Here is a 15738-nt window from a genome sequence, read left to right on the forward strand (position 1 = left end):
TGGCCTGCGTCTGTGTGTGGTGACGCTGTGACGTCCTGCGTCAGAAGGTGAGGTTCCAGGAGTCGATCCGGCCGGTGTCGCCACCCGCGTTGTCGTTCACCCGGAGCTTCCACGTGCCGTTCGCCACCTCGGAGGAGGCGTTGACCGTGTAGACCTGGTTGATGTTGTCGGTGCTGCCGCCGGACCGGTTGTGCAGGGTGTAGACGGTGCCGTCCGGAGCGATGAGGTCCACCTTCAGGTCGCCGATGTAGGTGTGCACGATCTTCACGCCCACCTTGAGGGCGGCCGGCGCGCTGCCGGTGACGCCGCTGACGGTGATCGGGCTCTCCACGGTGGTGTTGTCGCCGATGGCGAAGTCACCGGGGTTCTCGAAGAACTTGCCGGGCGGCGGCGTGCCCACCGCCTTCAGGGCGTCGACCTGGCCCTCGCCGAAGAACCCGTTGTTGGCGGTGGTGCCGGTGCAGCGGCCGTCCGCCGGGCAGGGGATGTCGTTCGCCTGGGTGGCCAGCTTCTCGCGGATCTGCGCCGGGGTGATGCCGGGGTTGGTGCTGGCGATGAGCGCGGCGACGCCGGCCACGTGCGGGGAGGCCATCGAGGTGCCGCTCTTGGAGCCGTACTTGCCGCCGGGGACGGTGGAGTAGACGTTGCTGCCCGGGGCGGAGACGTCGATCACGCCGCGGCCGAAGTTGGAGAAGGAGGCCTTGGTGACGCCGTCGCCGTTGGCGGCGACCGTCACCACGCCCGGCAGCTCGGTCGGGATGTCGAGGCAGGCGTTGGTGATGGTGCGGGTGACCGGCGTGGAGTCGTTCGGGCTGGCGCTGTCGGTCGTCTTGTTGGCGAGGTCGTAGTTCTCGTTGCCCGCCGCGGCGACCTGGAGCGAGCCCTTGCCCTCGGCGTACTCCTGGGCGCGCCGGACGCCCTCGATGATGGCGGCCTGGTCGGCGTTGTCCGGGCAGTTGAACTGCCACGGGTCCGTGTAGTAGCTGTTGTTGGTGACCTTGAAGCCGTGGTCGCCGGCCCACACGAAGCCGCAGATGGTGTTCTCGGCGAAGAAGAGCGAGGTGTTCGGCTCGGCGATGCGGACCGAGGAGATCTTCACGCTCGGGGCCACGCCGATGACGCCCTTGCCGTTCTTGGCGGCCGCCACCGTACCGGCGACGTGCGTGCCGTGGTCGCCGACGTCCCGCCAGGCGCCGGCGCGGGTGTCGGGCTTGCCGTAGGCGCAGGAGACCGAGTCGGCGGTGTTGAAGTTCGGGGCCAGGTCCTGGTGCTGGTCGTCGACACCGGTGTCGAGGATGCCGACCTTGACCGCCGACGAGCCGGTGGTCACGGCCCATGCCTGGTCGGCCTTGATCTGGCTCATGTCGGCGCGGACGGGCTCGCCGGCCGGGGTGGTCGACTGCGCCGGGTTGGCGGGCAGCGCCGGGTTGTAGGCATCGGCCGGCACGTCCGAGGTACGGGTCGCGCCCACCTGCTGCACGCCGCTGACACCGCGCATGGCGGTCGCGAAGTCGGCGGAGGCGGAGTGGGCCACGATCACGCCGATGGCGTCGAACGCCGAGAAGACCGTGCCGCCGTTGGCGGTGATGGCCGAGCGCACGGCGGAGTTGTCACCGGGGGCGGTGATCACGAGGTAGGCGCGGGTGCCGGCAGCCCAGGTCGCACTCTGGGAAGTCGGCGCCGCGGCCGGGGCCTTGGCCGGGGCCTTGGCGGCCGGGGCGGACGGCACCACCGGGGTGCCGGCGAATGCCGCGGGGGCTCCGAAGGCCAGGGCCGCACCGAGCGACGCGGCCAGAACGAGGGTACGTCGGGGTCGGCTGGATATGTGGGGTATCAATGCGTCCTCCGATGACCCGGTGTGCGGATGGCAGTTACCGGGCAGTACGAAACGAGTGGTGGACGCAAGATGTCAGACGCGTGCCCCTTGGCGGAAGTACCTTTTAGTGCAGCCGAATTGAAGATCGAATGGCTGAAAACGATCGGTGGAATCGGCGGGCCGACCGGGCTGGGCACCGTGGGGGCGAGCCCGGCCCGGCCGGCCCGCGGCCGACGGACCGGCTACGCCGGTACGCCGTCCCTGGCGCCGGCCGACTGGCCGGGTACGGAGGGGGGTTCCGTACCGTGCCCGTCGTCGACCAGCGTGGCCTCGTCGAACTGCAGCCGTCCCGCGAGGACTTCGGCGGCCCGTTCGCGGTCGAACTCCTTGGTCCAGGTGCCGATGAGGACCGTGGCCACCGCGTTGCCCGCGAAGTTCGTCAGGGCGCGGGCCTCGCTCATGAACCGGTCGATGCCCACGATCAGCCCGACGCCCTCGACCAGCTCCGGCCGGTGCGTCTGGAGCCCGCCTGCCAGGGTGGCCAGACCGGCGCCGGTCACACCGGCGGCTCCCTTCGAAGCGATGATCATGAACAGCAGCAGCGAGACCTGCTCGCCCAGGGCGAGCGGCTGGCCCATGGCCTCCGCGACGAAGAGCGAGGACATCGTCAGGTAGATCGCGGTGCCGTCCAGGTTGAAGGAGTAGCCCGTCGGAACGGTGATGCCGACCACCGGCTGGGAGACGCCCAGGTGTTCCATCTTCGCGATCAGCCGCGGAAGGGCCGATTCCGAGGAGGAGGTCGACAGGATCAGCAGGAACTCCCGGCCCAGGTAGCGCAGCAGCGTCAGGATGCCGATCCCGGTGCACAGCCGCAGCAGGGTGCCGAGCACGACGAACACGAACAGCAGGCAGGTCACGTAGAAGCCGATCATGATGACGGCCAGCGACTTCAGGGCGTCGATCCCGGTCGCCCCGACCACCGCCGCGATCGCGCCGAACGCGCCCACCGGCGCCGCCCACATGATCATCGCCAGGACCCGGAACACCAGCTTCTGCACGTGCCCGATCCCGCGCAGCACCGGCTCCCCCGCCGGGCCCATGGCCTGCAGCGCGAACCCGCACAGCAGCGCCACGAGCAGGGTCTGCAGCACCTGGCCGCCGGTGAAGGCGGACACCAGCGTCGTCGGGATGATCCCGAGCAGGAACTCCTGCGTGGTCTGCGCCCCGCCCGCCTTGGCCTGCGCCTCGCCCGCGTGCTTCGCCGCCTCGGTCAGGTGCAGGCCGCTGCCCGGCTCCAGCATGTTCCCGACCAGCAGGCCGATGCCCAGCGCCGCCGTGGACATGATCATGAAGTAGCCGAGGGCGAGACCGCCGACGGCGCCCACCTTCGCCGCCTTGCGGACCGAGCCGATGCCCAGCACGATCGTGCAGAAGATCACCGGCGAGATCATCATCTTGATGAGGTTCACGAAGCCGGTGCCCAGCGGTTTGAGCTCCACGGCCAGGCCGGGGGCGGCGAAGCCGACGGTGATGCCGAGCACCACCGCGGCGATCACCGCGATGTACAGGTAATGGGTCTTGTCGCGTCTGGCGGCCACGTTCGCCTCCTGGTGGTGGAAATCGTCCCGCCAGACCATCGCCCAGCACTGTGACCCCGGTCACCGTTGCGTTCATTGAGTTCACGCCCCGTGCACACTGAGCGCCATGCTCCGCTTCCCCCGTCCGCCGCGCAGCCTCGCCGGCCAGCTCTTCGCCATGCAGGTGCTGCTCGTCGCCGTGGTCGTCGCCGGCTGTGCGGTCTTCGCGTACGCCACCGCCCACGGCCAGGCCGAGGACGCCGCCCGGCGCCAGGCCGGGGCCGTGGCCCGCGCCGTCGCCGACTCGCCCGCCGTCCTGGAGGCCGTACGGGGAGCCGCGCGCGGCACCGATCCGACGGCCGAGCTCCAGCCCTACGCCGAGCGTGTCCGCGTCGACTCGGAAGTGGACTTCGTGACGATCATGGCCCCGGACGGGCGGCGCTGGACCCACCCCGACCCGCGGCGCATCGGCGAGCCCTTCCTGGGCAACACCGCCCCCGCCCTGCGCGGCGAGACCTTCAGCGAGACCTACACCGGCACCCTCGGCCCGTCCATCCGCGTGGTCACCCCGCTCCTCGACGACGGCCGCGTGATCGGCATGGTCAGCTCCGGCATCACGGTCCGCGTGATCAGCGCCCGCCTCGCCGCGCAGCTCTCGGCCCTCGTCTGGGTCGCGGCCGGGGCCCTCGCCCTCGGCGCGGTGGGCACGTACGTCGTCAACGCCCGGCTGCGCCGCCACACGCACGGCATGAACGCGGCCGAGCTGTGCCGCGTGTACGACTACCACCAGGCGGCCCTGCACGCCGTCCGCGAGGGGCTGCTGATGCTCGACGGGCAGCGCCGGATCACCCTCATCAACGACGCCGGCCGCGAACTGCTGGGACTGCGCGGGGACGTGCGGGGCAGCTCGGTCGCCGACCTCGGGCTGCCGCCGCCGCTGACCGGGGCGCTGCTCGCCGACCGGCCCCGGGTGGACGAGGTGCACCTGACGGCGGAGCGGGTGCTGGTCCTGAGCAGCGCGCCCGTCGCGGGCGGCGGCCGCCGCGGCACCGTGGTCACCCTGCGCGACCACACCGAACTCCAGGCCCTCACCGGGGAGCTGGACCACGAGCGCGGGTTCACGCAGGCACTGCGGTCCCAGGCCCACGAGGCGGCCAACCGGCTGCACACCGTGGTCTCGCTCATCGAACTCGGCCGCGCGGACGAGGCGGTGGAGTTCGCCACCGCCGAACTCCAGCTGGCCCAGGCCCTCACGGACGAGGTGGTCACCGCCGTCGGTGAGCCGGTGCTGGTGGCGCTGCTGCTGGGAAAGGCCGCCCAGGCGCACGAGCGCGGGGTCGAGCTGGTCGTGACCCGGAACAGCCGCGGGGTCGAACCCGGGCGCGGCGCCACTGGCGTTCAGGCGCTCCCGGCCCGCGACCTCGTCACCGTTCTCGGCAACCTCCTCGACAATGCCGTGGACGCGCTGACCGGTGTCCCGGGGGCCCGGATCGAGGTCACGGTGCGTGCGGAGGAGGACGGGCTGCTGATCCGAGTGGCCGACAACGGGCCCGGCCTGCCCGAGGGGGCCGCGGCCGAGGTGTTCCGGCGGGGCTGGTCGGGGAAGGGGGAGGGGCGGGGGCTCGGCCTCGCGCTCGTCCGGCAGGTGGCCCTGCGGCACGGCGGCAGTGCGGAGGCCGCCGAAGTCCTGGGCGGGGGAGCCGAGTTCACCGTACGACTGCCTGTTCGGAAGGGGGTGCCGGCATGACCGGGACGGGTGCGGGCCAAGGGTCCGCGGTGCGTGTGCTGGTGGTCGAGGACGACCCCGTCGCCGCCGACGCGCACGCGCTGTACGTCGGCCGGGTGCCCGGCTTCACGGCGGTCGGCGTCGTCCACTCGCTGGCGGAGGCCACCCGGGTCCTGGAGCGGACCCGGGTCGACCTGCTGCTGCTCGATCTGGGACTGCCCGACGGCCACGGGCTGCGCTTCGCGCGCGGGCTGCGGGCCGCCGGGCATCCGGTCGACGTGATCGTGGTGACCTCGGCGCGGGATCTGGCCGTGGTCCGCGAGAGCGTCTCGCTCGGGGTGGTCCAGTACGTACTGAAGCCCTTCGCCTTCCCGACGCTGCGCGAGCGGCTGCTGCGCTACGCCGAGTTCCGCTCAACGGCGGGGGAGGCGGCGGGGCAGGACGACGTGGACCGGGCGCTGGCCGCCCTGCGCACGCCGCTTCCCGCCGAACTCCCGAAGGGGCTCAGCGCGCCGACCCTGGACCGGGTCGCGGCGCTGCTGCGGTCGTCGCCCGAGGGGCTGACCGCGGCCGGGGCGGCGGAGGCGGCCGGGATTTCGAGGATCACCGCCCGCCGCTACCTGGAGCACCTGGTGGACACCGGCCGCGCGGACCGCACCCCCCGGTACGGCCAGGTGGGCCGCCCCGAGCTGCACTACCGCTGGCTGGCGGCGGCCGCGGCCGGCTCGGTGTCGAAGGTGTAGAACTTGCGGTGGTCCAGCATGTCGGCCGGGGTGACGTCGTTCCACGGCCGCATGGTGTCGTTCAGGTCCACCACGTTCGCCGTGCCGGCGGCGGGCAGGTAGGTCGACTGCGGGTGGCGGGCCTGCCATTCGGCCCACAGCTTGTCGATGTAGGCGTGGTGCATCCAGAACACCGGGTCGTTGGGGGAGACGCCGGTGGCCATCTGCCCGCCGACCCATACGTGGACCCGGTTGTGCAGGTTGGCGCCGCGCCAGCCCTCGAGGTGGTTGCGGAAGCCGTTCGAGGAGCTGTTCCAGGGGGCCGCGTCGTAGACCGGCATGTTCAGGACGGCGTCGACCTCGGCCTTGGTCGGCAGTTCGGCCACGCTGGAGCCGAGCGTGCGCCGCAGGTAGTTCCGGCCGTCGACCCGTACGTTGATGGGGAACTTCCCTGCCGAGTATGCGAAGGGCCCGTCCATGACCTGGCCGTCGCGGGCCCGGCCGGTGCCGCCGAGGAAGTCGGGGGACCAGATGGAGGCGCGGGAGGTGCGGTCCGTGGTCCAGTCCCAGTACGGGAGGGCGACCTTCGGGTCCACCTTCTGGAGCTCGGCCTCGAACTCGATGAGGAAGCGGCGGTGCCACGGGAGGAAGGAGGGGGAGCGGTGGCCGACCCGGTCGCCGGAGTCGGTGTCGCTCATGATGAAGCCGTTGTGCGTGGTGACGAACCGGTCGTAGACGCCGGTGCGCTTGAGTTCGAGCACCGCGTTGGTGAAGGCGCGCTTCTCCTCGGCGGTGAGCGTGGCCTGGTTCTTGCGGACGGTCATGCCGAGCCTCCCATGGGCGCGAACGGGGCGAGGACGGCGCCCTGGAGCTCGCGCACGGCGGCGCGGGCGAGCGTGCGCGGATCGGTGAAGGTCTCGTAGTGGTTGACCACGCTGATCCAGGTGCCGTCGGCGTTGCGCATCACGTGGAGCTCGCGGCCGTCTATGAGGACCGTGGGCAGTCCGGCGGAGTGGCCGCCCCCGTGGTGGCCTCCGTGGTGGCCGCCTCGGGCGGGGGTGATCTGGATACGGCGACCCTGGTACACCTCGTCGACCGCGCCTACGGGTTGCGAGGCGCGGGAGTCGGTGGCGGCTGCGTGCGCGGTGGCGCCGGCGATGCCGAGAGCGGTGAGTGCGCCGGCGGTGGTGCCCAAGGCCTGCCGGCGGGTGATCTTGTTCATGGCCCGAAGAGTTATCAGGCCATCACAGAGAGTTGGCAGTGATCCGGACATGAGCGGATAAGTTGCCAATAGAACAATTTGGTCGATCTTCCCGTTCCGGCCGGTTTGAACGGCCGGAACGGGAAGATCATCGAAAATCATCCTACTGGACAGTAATTTCTTCTGCTGCACCCAAGGGGGTATGTGCGGGGTCACATCGCGGAGTCGGCCGGAACTCGAAGCAGGGATATGGGGGTTATGTCGCCTATAGTCCGAATATGGCTCTTCATGAGACGAAGGACGTACACGAGGCCGACACCGAAACGGACGTGTTCACGTCCGTCCTGAGCGGCCAGGTCCTCCCCAAGTACCGGATTCCCGAGGAACATTCGCCGTCCGAGGTGGTCTACCAGCTCCTCCACAACGAGCTCCTCCTCGACGGCAACGCCGCCCAGAACTTCGCGACCTTCTGCACCACCTGGTCCGACGACGGCGTGCACCGGCTGATGAACGAGTGCCTCGACAAGAACATGATCGACAAGGACGAGTACCCGCAGACCGCGGAGATCGAGGCCCGCTGCGTCAACATCCTGGCCGACCTGTGGCACTCCCCGGCCGAGGACGGCCCCGCCACCGGCTGTTCCACCACCGGCTCCAGCGAAGCCGCCATGCTGGGCGGACTCGCCCTCAAATGGCGCTGGCGCGCCCGCCGGCAGGCCCGGGGCCTGCCCGCCGACCGGCCCAACCTGGTGTGCGGTCCCGTCCAGGTCTGCTGGGAGAAGTTCGCCCGCTACTTCGACGTCGAGCTGCGCCAGGTCCCGGTGGAGGAGGGCGCGACCGGCCTGCGGCCGCACCAGCTCGCCGCCTGCGTCGACGAGAACACCATCGGCGTGGTCGCCATCCTCGGCGTCACCTACACCTGCACCTACGAGCCCGTCGCCGAAATCGCCGCCGAACTCGACAGGATCCAGCGCGAGTCCGGCTGGGACGTGCCGATCCACGTGGACGGGGCCAGCGGCGGCTTCGTCGCACCCTTCCTCCACCCCGACGTGGTGTGGGACTTCCGGCTGCCGCGCGTCGCGTCCATCAACACGTCCGGCCACAAGTACGGGCTCGCGCCGCTCGGCGTCGGCTGGATCGTGTGGCGCACCGCCGACCTCCTGCCGCCCGAACTCGTCTTCGACGTGGACTACCTGGGCGGGGACATGCCGACCTTCGCCCTCAACTTCTCCCGCCCGGGCGGCGAGGTCATCGCCCAGTACTACCTGTTCCTGCGGCTCGGCCGCGGCGGCTACCGGCGGGTCCACCAGGTGTGCGCCGACACCGCCGCCTACCTCGCGGGCGAGATCGAGGCCCTGGGCCCCTTCACCCTGCTCTACGACGGCCAGGGCGCCCTCCCCGCCGTCTCCTACCGGCTCACCGACCCCGCGTCGGCGGGCTTCACCCTCTACGACCTCTCCGACCGGCTGCGCATGCGGGGCTGGCAGGTGCCGTCGTACCCGCTGCCCCCCGAACGCGACGACACGGTCATCCAGCGCATCCTGATCCGGCACGGGGTGACCCGGGACCAGGTCGCGCTGCTGGTCGAGGACCTGCGCCGCGCGGTCGAACACCTCCAGGCCGAGCCCCCGCCGCAGCCGGCGACGCCGCCCCGCTCGGGCTTCCACCACTGAGCCGTCGCCGTCGCGCGGCGGGCTGGGCGCGGCGGGCTGCGCGCGGCGGGCGGTGGCGCGCGGCCTTGCTTGGGCGCCGGGTTCGGGTTCGGGTCCCGGATTCGGCGCGAGGTCTATGCCGGGGTCTGGGCCTGGGCCTCGTGTCGCTCCTGGCCCCGGCGGGTCCGGCGGGTCCGGCCGGTGGCGGTGCGGCGGGCGACGAAGCCCGTCAGGCCGGCCAGGGTCAGGCACAGCGGCGAGTACAGGACCAGGTCCCAGTGCCGGTAGACCTCGGGCGCGGAGCCCAGGCCCAGCCCCGAGGTGACCAGGCCGCCCGCCCCGCGGGCGGCCAGCACTCCGGCGAGCGTCCACAGCCCGGCCCGGTTGAGCTTCTCCGGCCCGAGGGTGCGGGCGATCCCGCCGTTGCCGAGGACGAGGTACCCGGCCGCGCCGAGGGCCGCGGCCACGGCCAGGGTCAGCGGAACGGAGGGCAGTTGGTCCTCGGGCACCCCGACGACCGTTTCGGCGAACTCGGCCGCCGAGCCCAGCGGCCACGGGTCGACGGTCCACAGCGCGTGCAGCGCCCCCGCGGCGATCAGGCCGGTGGCGGCAACCCCCGCGGCCGCCTTGACACCGGGTTCCGTGCACTCGCTCTGGTTGGCGGGCATGGCAGTCCCCTTCCCCGAAAGGTGTTCCATACAGTGCTGTACGGATAATCCATACAGTAGCGTACGGATCATGGCGAAGGGCAAGGTCACCAAGGACGACTGGACGATGGCGGCGCTCGCGGCGCTCGCCCGGGGAGGCGTCGCCGCGGTTGCGGTGGACGTGCTCGCCAAGGAGCTGGCCGTCAGCCGAGGCAGCTTCTACTGGCACTTCAAGAACCGCGAGGCGCTGCTCGTCGCCGCGCTGGAGGCGTGGGAGCGCCTGGCCACCGGCGAGGTCATCGAGGAGGTCAACGCGGAGCCGGACCCGCTGAAACGGGTCAGGGCACTGTTCGCCGTGGCCCTCGGGGACGAGGAGATCGCCGGCCTGGAGCCGGCCATCGTCGCCCAGGTCGACCACCCGGCCGTCGCCGAGGTGCTCCGGCGGGTCACCCGTACCCGGCTGGACTACCTCACCGCCGTCTTCTCCGACCTCGGGCTGCCGCCGCGGAGCGCCCGGCAGCGCGCGGTCGCCGCCTACGCCGCCTACCTCGGCTGGATCGAGCTGCGCCGGGCCGTGCCCGACACCGCCCCGGAGACGGTGGCCGACGGGGAGGGTGCGGCGGAGGCCCTGGAACACCTGGTGGACATGCTGATCTCGGGCATTCCCCGGGCGCCGGAGGCGGGCTGAGGATGCGACGGGCCGGGGGCGTGGCCGTGGTCGAGGCCAGGGCCGGCGGGTCCCGGCTTCCGCGCGGTCAGTTGAAGCGGATGTAGCTCTCGCCGTCGAGGTACAGGGTGCGGCCGTCCTGGCTGACGGCCCACCGGAAGCCGAGGGGGCCGCCCCCGCCGTCCGGGTACATCGCCAGCTCGCCCCCGCCGACCGTGAAGCGGCCGGAGAGCACGCCGCCGCCGATGTTCTGCCGGTACGAGCCGTCCGCACGGAAGCTCCACGCGGAGGACCGGAAACCGTGTGCCTCCGCCGCTCCAGTCCCCGATGAGGACGGACGGGATCTGCGGCGCGGGCTGCCCCCACACGGGTGCCCGGCCGCTCTGGTCGGCCGGCGTTCCGTCCGGGTCCTCGCACCCGCCGAGGGCGAGCACGGCGCACAGGGCGGCCGTGAGGACGACACTGCGTCGGGCTGATGTCACCAGGCCTCCCGGGCCGCGCGGACCGCACGCTGACAGGGGTGTACTTCTCCGAACACCGGCTCATCACACCGCAAGCCGCCGAACTGCCGTGAAGTGACCGAATCCGATCGATCAGTGTGCGTATGCGGGCGGTTCGGTCGGCTCGGTCAGTTCGGTATCAGCCCGATCAGTCGGAGGCCGACCAGCGCATGTCCAGGGCGTCCAGTGCGGCGACGCGCTCCCGGGTGAGGGCGGCCGCGCGGGAGCGCTGGTTGGCGATCCACGAGCCCAGCCGCAACTCCTGCCCGCCGACGCGTTCCACATGCTTGCGGGGGACCCGCAGGTGCTGCTCCCGGGCGTGGAACTGCCGGGCCGCGGCCAGGTGGTCGGCCCACTTCTCGGCCTGACTGCGCCGCGGCCGGGGCCGCTCGGCCTCCCCCGCCCCGGTCACGCCCAGGGTGTGCTCCAGCAGCCAGTGCTGTGCCCAGGTAAGCCGCTCCCACCCGAGCCGCTGGGCGCGGACCCACCGGCCCAGGTCCTCGCCCTGGACGACGACCTCGCCCGGGCCGAGCGGCAGGCGGCCGCCCGCGTCCAGATGGACCCGGGTCAGGTGGAACGCCCGCTGCCAGGAGACCTCCCAGGCCGGGCACCAGGACGCGTCGACGGCCTCCAGGGCCTCCCGGCGCTCCTCCGACAGCGAGCCCGGGCCCTCGCGGCGGGCCGCGGCCCGCTGGTTCTTCACCCAGATCCCGACCGGCGCACCCCGCCAGGTGGCGTCCGCCGGCGGCAGCAGGTGCCCGTGCTCCGCCGCCCAGCCGCGGGCGGCGGCGAGCCCCTCCTCGAACGCCACGTCGAAGTGGCTCCACACCATGCCGAGCTCGTCGAGCTGCGCGGCCCGCTCCCGGCCGAGGGTGCCGCGGCGGTGGTTCCGGCGCACGTCCGCGATCCACTGGCCCAGCGGGAACCGGGCCAGCCCGGGCGGCCAGCCCTCGGCGCCCGGCTGCGCCGGCTCGGGCACCCGGAAGGCGAACGGCACCTTCAGGTCCCCGGCCTCCGCGAGGTAGATCCGGGCGGCCTCCACCCCGCGCCGCCAGTGCTCGTGCTCCGGGCGCAGGACCCGCAGCCGGACGAACGCCGCCAGCAGCGCCGGATCCCGGGGCGTGGAGAAGCTCAGCAGCGCCTGCGCACCGACGCGCAGGCCGGAGCCCGTCACGGACTCCATCGCCGCGGGCCCCGGCCGGCTCGGCGCCTGCTGCTGCGCCAGGGCCTCCACGAGCCGGGTGTCGTGGGCCCGCAGTGCCTCCAGCAGCCGCGCGAGGTCCCCGTACGACCGTGAGGTCAGCATCGACTCGGGAGTCTCGCCCGGACCCAGCAGCACCGGCACCACCAGCGAGGCGACCTTGCCCTCGCCGGGCCGGATGCGCAGCGCCCGCCCGACCGCCTGGACCAGGTCGGGCATGGACCCGCGTACGTCCGCCCAGAAGACGGAGTCGCACTCCTTGGTGTCCACCCCCTCGCCGAGCACGCGGACACTGCCGAGGAAAGCCTTGTCGGCGACCCCGTGGGAGGCGAACTCGTCCAGGACGCGGCGCCGGTGCGCCGCCGGGTGCTGCCCGCACAGCCAGTCCGCCCAGACGGTACGGGGGTACGGCACCGGCTCCGCGGCCGCCCGGCTCGTCCGGCTCGTTTCGCTCGCCGCGCGCAGCCGCTCCGCGACCGCCGGCAGTCCGGCCGCGAACGCCTCGGCCTCCCGCGTCAGATGGTGGAAGACGAGGGTCCGATTGAACCCCTGGTCGGCGGCGGCCTTCAGCAGGGCCGCCTGGAGGGCCGCGAGGCGGACCCCGCGCACCTCGTCCGAGCGGCCGTCGGCGCCCAGCAGCACCGCTGCCTGGAACGCGGGATCGCTGACGTCGACGCACACCACCCGGTACGGGGCGCAGATCCCCCGGTCGATGGCATCGGCCAGGGTCAGGGTGTGGCAGCGGGCACCGAAGGGGCCGTCCGGGTCGTCCTCCATCGACGCGACGAGCACCCCGCGGCCCCGGACACCGCCGCCTCCGGCCTCCGCTGTGCCGGAGCCCTCGAGTCCGGATTCCTGGGGCTCCTCGGCGTCCTGCCAGACCCGGGGCGTGGCCGTCATGTAGAGCCGCCGCAGCGAGGGGATCCGGGTGTTGTCATGGACCACGGCCCACGGCTTGCCGATCCGCCCGGACGTGCGGTGCGCCTCGTCGACCACCACCAGGTCCCAGCCGGGCAGCCCGGCTTCGTGGGCGCGCTCGACCGTGCCGAGCCCGAGCGAGGCGTACGTGGCGAAGACCGTCACCCGCTCTGTCGGCCGGGCCGTCGCCCGGCCGCCCCAGCGGGCCAGTTCGGCCGGATCGGTGGTGGCCGGCAGGCCCGCCTCCTCGGCGCGCAGGGAGCACACCGCGAAGGCCCGGCCGCTGCGGCCGCCCGCCCGCCAGGCCGCGACCGTCTGCACGAGCAGGTCCAGGGAGGGCACGAGGACCAGCACCCGCCCGGCCTGCAACTCCTCGGCCGCGCGCACGGCGACCAGGGACTTGCCGGAACCGGTCGCCATGATGACCTGGGTGCGCAGCCCGGCCTCGGGCAGCCGGCCCCCGGCAGGCAGCGCCAGCGCCCGCACGACGGCGTCGACGGCCTCGCGCTGGTGCGGCCGCAGTTCCAGCCTCGCGGTGCGTGCCACCCCGCCTCCCCTGTGCCCCTGTGATCTTCTCGTTGATCTTCCCGCTGATCTGCTCGTTCTGCTCCAGACTCTATCCTGCTCCAAAGCTGAAGCAGTCGCAGGGAAGGCGGCCGGGGCCGCGCGGCGTCACCGGGCGCCGAAGTTCTGCGTCCACCAGGGGCCGCCGGAACTCCGGTGGATCCCGACGCCTATGTCCTTGAACGAGCAGTTCAGGATGTTCGCGCGGTGGCCGGGGCTGTTCATCCAGGAGTTCATCACCGACTCGGGCGTCTGCTGGCCCTTGGCGATGTTCTCCCCGTACGTGGACCACCGGTACCCGGCGGCTGTCGTCCGGTCTCCCGGGTCGGTGCCGTCGGGGCTGGTGTGCGAGAAGAAGTTCCGGCTCGCCATGTCGTCGGAATGCTGCTGGGCGGCCTCCCGCAGCTGTGTGTCGTCCCTGAGCGGGCCGCAGCCGGCCTTCGCCCGCTCGGCGTTGACCAGGGCCACCACCTGCCCCGCGGGCCCCTGGGGCGTGGGAGCCGGATCCGGGGCCGAGGAGCGGGGGGCCGGCTTGGACGGGGTCGGCTTCGGGCTCGGGCTCGCGCCGTCCACGGAGGGGCTCGGCGAGGCGGACGCCGACGGGGAGGGGGAGGCCGAGGCCGAAGCGGAGGGGGACGGCGAGGCCGGCTGCGAGGCCGAAGCCGCCGCCGACTCCGGGGCCGAGAGCGCGTTCACCGGGGCGGCGGTGTCCTGGCCGTCCTTGCCGCCCGAGCCGGGGAAGCCGCCGAGGTAGACGAGCCCGCCGCCCGCGACGCACGCGGCGAGCACCGCACCGCCGACCGCCCGGCGGCGGCTGCGCCGGCGCTTGCGCAGCAGGCTGCGGCCGCCGGCCGTGGCCGGGTCCGGCTCCGGGAGGCCGCCCTGCGCGGAGACGGCGGGGGACAGCTGCGTGGCGGCATCGGCCAGGTCCGTGCCGCCGGGGTACGGGTGACCGAGGCCCGGGTCGCCGAAGCCCGTGTCGGTGAGACCCGTACCGCCGTCGCCGCCCGGGTGGGCGGCATCACCCGGATATGCGGTTCCGGCCGGGTAGGCACTGTCGGGCGAGTAGGCGGCCTCGCCGGGGTAGGCGGCGTAGGCGGGGTTGCCCGGGTAGGCGGGGTAGGCCGCGCCCGCTGGGGCGAAGCCGCCCGTCACGGCCGCCGCCGACCGTATGCTGTCCAGCAGGGCCACCGAGACCGGCACCAGGGCCAGGCCCGCCAGCAGCCCCTCCGCCGGCAGCAGCCCGCCCCACAGCCCCGCGCACCGCATGCACTCCCGCGCGTGCCGGGCTATTCGCTTGCGCCACAGCGTGGACGGGTGCCCGTCCCAGCCGGCCGTCACCATCTGGAGCATCTCGCACGGAGGCTGCGCCTCCAGCGCCCGTTCCACCACCCGGGCCGACTCCAGCTGCGCCTTCATCCGCTGCACCCGCACCGCCGTGTGCTGCGGGGACAGCTCCAGCGCCGTGGCCACCTCGGCCCGGGTCAGCTCACCCGCGCACTCCAGCCACCAGAGCGACAGCAGCGCCCGGTCGTCCGGCTCCAGCCAGCGGGTGGCACGGGCCGTCTCGCGGCGCTGGCCCTCCAGCTGGAGCCGTACGACGGTCAGGTCCACGAAGTCGGCACCCGGGTCGGCGAGTTCCCAGGCGGCCTCGAGACCGCTCTCGCCGGGCGCGGTGCGCCGGGCCTGCCAGTACGCCCGCACGCGGTTCATCGCGATCGCCACCAGCCAGGACCGGAAGCTGTCGTCCGCGCGGAGGGTGCCCAGACCGTCGAGCGCGCGCAGCATCGTGTCCTGCACGACGTCGTCCACGTCCACCGACCCGTTCAGGGCCCGCCCGACGACGTTGTAGACGAGCGGCAGGTAGGTGCCGACCAGCTCGTCCTGCGCGCGGGGATCGCCCGCGCGGGCGGCCGCGACCAGCTCTGCCGTGTGCTGTGTAGTCATATGAGGTTCCCTGTCCGTACCGGCGGTCGATGATGCCCGATACCTGGGAGACCGTCGAGCGGCGGCGGGATAACACTTATTCGGAGGAAGATTTTCGAAAACGGCTCCGGGGGCGGGGGCGGGGCGCGGGACGTGGCCGCCGCCCACCCGGCGCCGCAGCGCCCCCGACCGCTGAGGGGCGCCGCTCGCTGCCCCGCGGACACGCACCCTCAATCGAGTGGATCTTCTCGCCGCGGCATGGCATGGTTGTCCTCATCGAAGGGGTGTAGCTCAGCTGGCCAGAGCGTCGGTCTCCAAAACCGAATGCCGCAGGTTCGAATCCTGTCGCCCCTGCCACAGTGAACCGGTGTTCACGGTCGAAGGCCCAGGTCCGGGTTGGCGGACCTGGGCCTTCGGCGTTCCCGGCCCCAGGCCCGCGTCGGCGGGCGGCCGTTTTCTGGGGGTTCGTGGTGGTCTGGCAGACTGATGTGGACCAACTCGGCGGTGCAGGACAGGAAACCGGTGCGAATCCGGTGCGGTCCCGCCACTGTGGCCGGCCCCTCCGCGGAGCCGGAAGCCAGACACTGACGCGCCGCCTCTTCACGTCGACCAGGGGACGAG

At 72.8% G+C, this 15738-nt stretch carries 12 protein-coding genes, 1 tRNA gene and 1 riboswitch; of the genes, 5 read left to right on the plus strand and 8 right to left on the minus strand.

The annotated features are described in order from the left end of the window. Positions 1 to 40: 40 nt before the first annotated feature. Both AC068A_RS01600 and AC068A_RS01605 read right to left on the minus strand, forming a co-directional pair. Entirely contained in the window at positions 41 to 1837 is a 1797-nt protein-coding gene (locus AC068A_RS01600) for a S8 family serine peptidase (protein WP_478579175.1), read from the minus strand. A 221-nt stretch (positions 1838 to 2058) separates the two neighbouring features. Next, positions 2059 to 3453: a cation:dicarboxylate symporter family transporter gene (locus AC068A_RS01605; RefSeq protein ID WP_478579177.1), complete on the minus strand. Its 1395-nt coding sequence runs from the start codon at positions 3451 to 3453 to the stop codon at positions 2059 to 2061. Between the two features lie 67 nt (positions 3454 to 3520). Between AC068A_RS01605 and AC068A_RS01610 the strand changes: the two genes are divergently transcribed. Together AC068A_RS01610 and AC068A_RS01615 are read left to right on the plus strand one after the other, a co-directional pair. Beyond that, positions 3521 to 5140 carry a sensor histidine kinase gene (locus tag AC068A_RS01610; RefSeq protein ID WP_478579180.1) on the plus strand — a complete coding sequence of 540 codons (1620 nt, stop codon included), beginning with the start codon at positions 3521 to 3523 and terminating at the stop codon, positions 5138 to 5140. Next, on the plus strand, positions 5137 to 5862 hold the full coding sequence (locus AC068A_RS01615) for a response regulator (protein WP_478579183.1): 726 nt from the start codon (positions 5137 to 5139) through the stop codon (positions 5860 to 5862). The genes AC068A_RS01610 and AC068A_RS01615 overlap by 4 nt, the downstream gene beginning before the upstream one ends. On the opposite strand, the gene melC2 is transcribed toward AC068A_RS01615, so the two are convergent. Both melC2 and melC1 read right to left on the minus strand, forming a co-directional pair. Next, positions 5814 to 6665 (minus strand): tyrosinase MelC2, encoded by an 852-nt coding sequence (melC2, locus tag AC068A_RS01620; RefSeq protein ID WP_478579185.1) that lies wholly within the window; start codon positions 6663 to 6665, stop codon positions 5814 to 5816. The genes AC068A_RS01615 and melC2 overlap by 49 nt on opposite strands. Then, positions 6662 to 7063, minus strand: coding sequence for an apotyrosinase chaperone MelC1 (melC1, locus tag AC068A_RS01625; protein ID WP_478579188.1), 402 nt, complete (start codon positions 7061 to 7063; stop codon positions 6662 to 6664). The genes melC2 and melC1 overlap by 4 nt, the downstream gene beginning before the upstream one ends. 257 nt (positions 7064 to 7320) lie before the next feature. On the opposite strand from melC1, the gene gad reads away from it, so the two are divergent. After that, complete coding sequence (gad, locus tag AC068A_RS01630) at positions 7321 to 8715, plus strand: glutamate decarboxylase (RefSeq protein WP_478579191.1); 1395 nt, start codon at positions 7321 to 7323, stop codon at positions 8713 to 8715. Between the two features lie 113 nt (positions 8716 to 8828). Here the strand turns inward: gad and AC068A_RS01635 are convergent, their stop codons facing one another. Beyond that, complete coding sequence (locus tag AC068A_RS01635; protein ID WP_478579194.1) at positions 8829 to 9362, minus strand: DUF3995 domain-containing protein; 534 nt, start codon at positions 9360 to 9362, stop codon at positions 8829 to 8831. Positions 9363 to 9432: 70 nt separating this feature from the next. Here AC068A_RS01635 and AC068A_RS01640 point away from each other — a divergent pair, with 70 nt between their 5' ends. Continuing rightward, complete coding sequence (locus AC068A_RS01640) at positions 9433 to 10029, plus strand: TetR/AcrR family transcriptional regulator (RefSeq protein ID WP_478579196.1); 597 nt, start codon at positions 9433 to 9435, stop codon at positions 10027 to 10029. 67 nt (positions 10030 to 10096) lie between these two features. Here AC068A_RS01640 and AC068A_RS01645 read toward each other — a convergent pair whose 3' ends face one another. From AC068A_RS01645 to AC068A_RS01655, 3 genes are all read right to left on the minus strand, one after another. Beyond that, the gene (locus tag AC068A_RS01645; RefSeq protein WP_478579198.1) at positions 10097 to 10243 is read right to left on the minus strand and encodes a hypothetical protein; all 147 of its coding nucleotides are present in this window, start codon (positions 10241 to 10243) and stop codon (positions 10097 to 10099) included. 413 nt (positions 10244 to 10656) lie between these two features. Beyond that, positions 10657 to 13173, minus strand: a complete 2517-nt coding sequence (locus tag AC068A_RS01650; protein WP_478579200.1) for a helicase associated domain-containing protein — start codon at positions 13171 to 13173, stop codon at positions 10657 to 10659. Positions 13174 to 13299: 126 nt separating this feature from the next. Continuing rightward, complete coding sequence (locus tag AC068A_RS01655) at positions 13300 to 15138, minus strand: sigma-70 family RNA polymerase sigma factor (protein ID WP_478579203.1); 1839 nt, start codon at positions 15136 to 15138, stop codon at positions 13300 to 13302. Between the two features lie 259 nt (positions 15139 to 15397). On the opposite strand from AC068A_RS01655, the gene AC068A_RS01660 reads away from it, so the two are divergent. Continuing rightward, positions 15398 to 15474 (plus strand) — tRNA-Trp (locus tag AC068A_RS01660). Positions 15475 to 15568: 94 nt separating this feature from the next. Beyond that, positions 15569 to 15723, plus strand: a riboswitch (cobalamin riboswitch). Positions 15724 to 15738: the final 15 nt, after the last annotated feature.

The sequence above is a fragment of the Streptomyces sp. NPDC043854 genome (genome assembly GCF_056436005.1).

Coding starts and splice junctions, on each gene's coding strand:
- gad (WP_478579191.1), top strand. CDS start 7,321: ATGGCTCTTCATGAGACGAAGGACGTACACGAGGCCGACACCGAAACG.
- AC068A_RS01655 (WP_478579203.1), bottom strand. CDS start 15,138: ATGACTACACAGCACACGGCAGAGCTGGTCGCGGCCGCCCGCGCGGGC.
- melC1 (WP_478579188.1), bottom strand. CDS start 7,063: ATGAACAAGATCACCCGCCGGCAGGCCTTGGGCACCACCGCCGGCGCA.
- AC068A_RS01640 (WP_478579196.1), top strand. CDS start 9,433: ATGGCGAAGGGCAAGGTCACCAAGGACGACTGGACGATGGCGGCGCTC.
- AC068A_RS01635 (WP_478579194.1), bottom strand. CDS start 9,362: ATGCCCGCCAACCAGAGCGAGTGCACGGAACCCGGTGTCAAGGCGGCC.
- AC068A_RS01610 (WP_478579180.1), top strand. CDS start 3,521: ATGCTCCGCTTCCCCCGTCCGCCGCGCAGCCTCGCCGGCCAGCTCTTC.
- AC068A_RS01615 (WP_478579183.1), top strand. CDS start 5,137: ATGACCGGGACGGGTGCGGGCCAAGGGTCCGCGGTGCGTGTGCTGGTG.
- AC068A_RS01605 (WP_478579177.1), bottom strand. CDS start 3,453: ATGGTCTGGCGGGACGATTTCCACCACCAGGAGGCGAACGTGGCCGCC.
- melC2 (WP_478579185.1), bottom strand. CDS start 6,665: ATGACCGTCCGCAAGAACCAGGCCACGCTCACCGCCGAGGAGAAGCGC.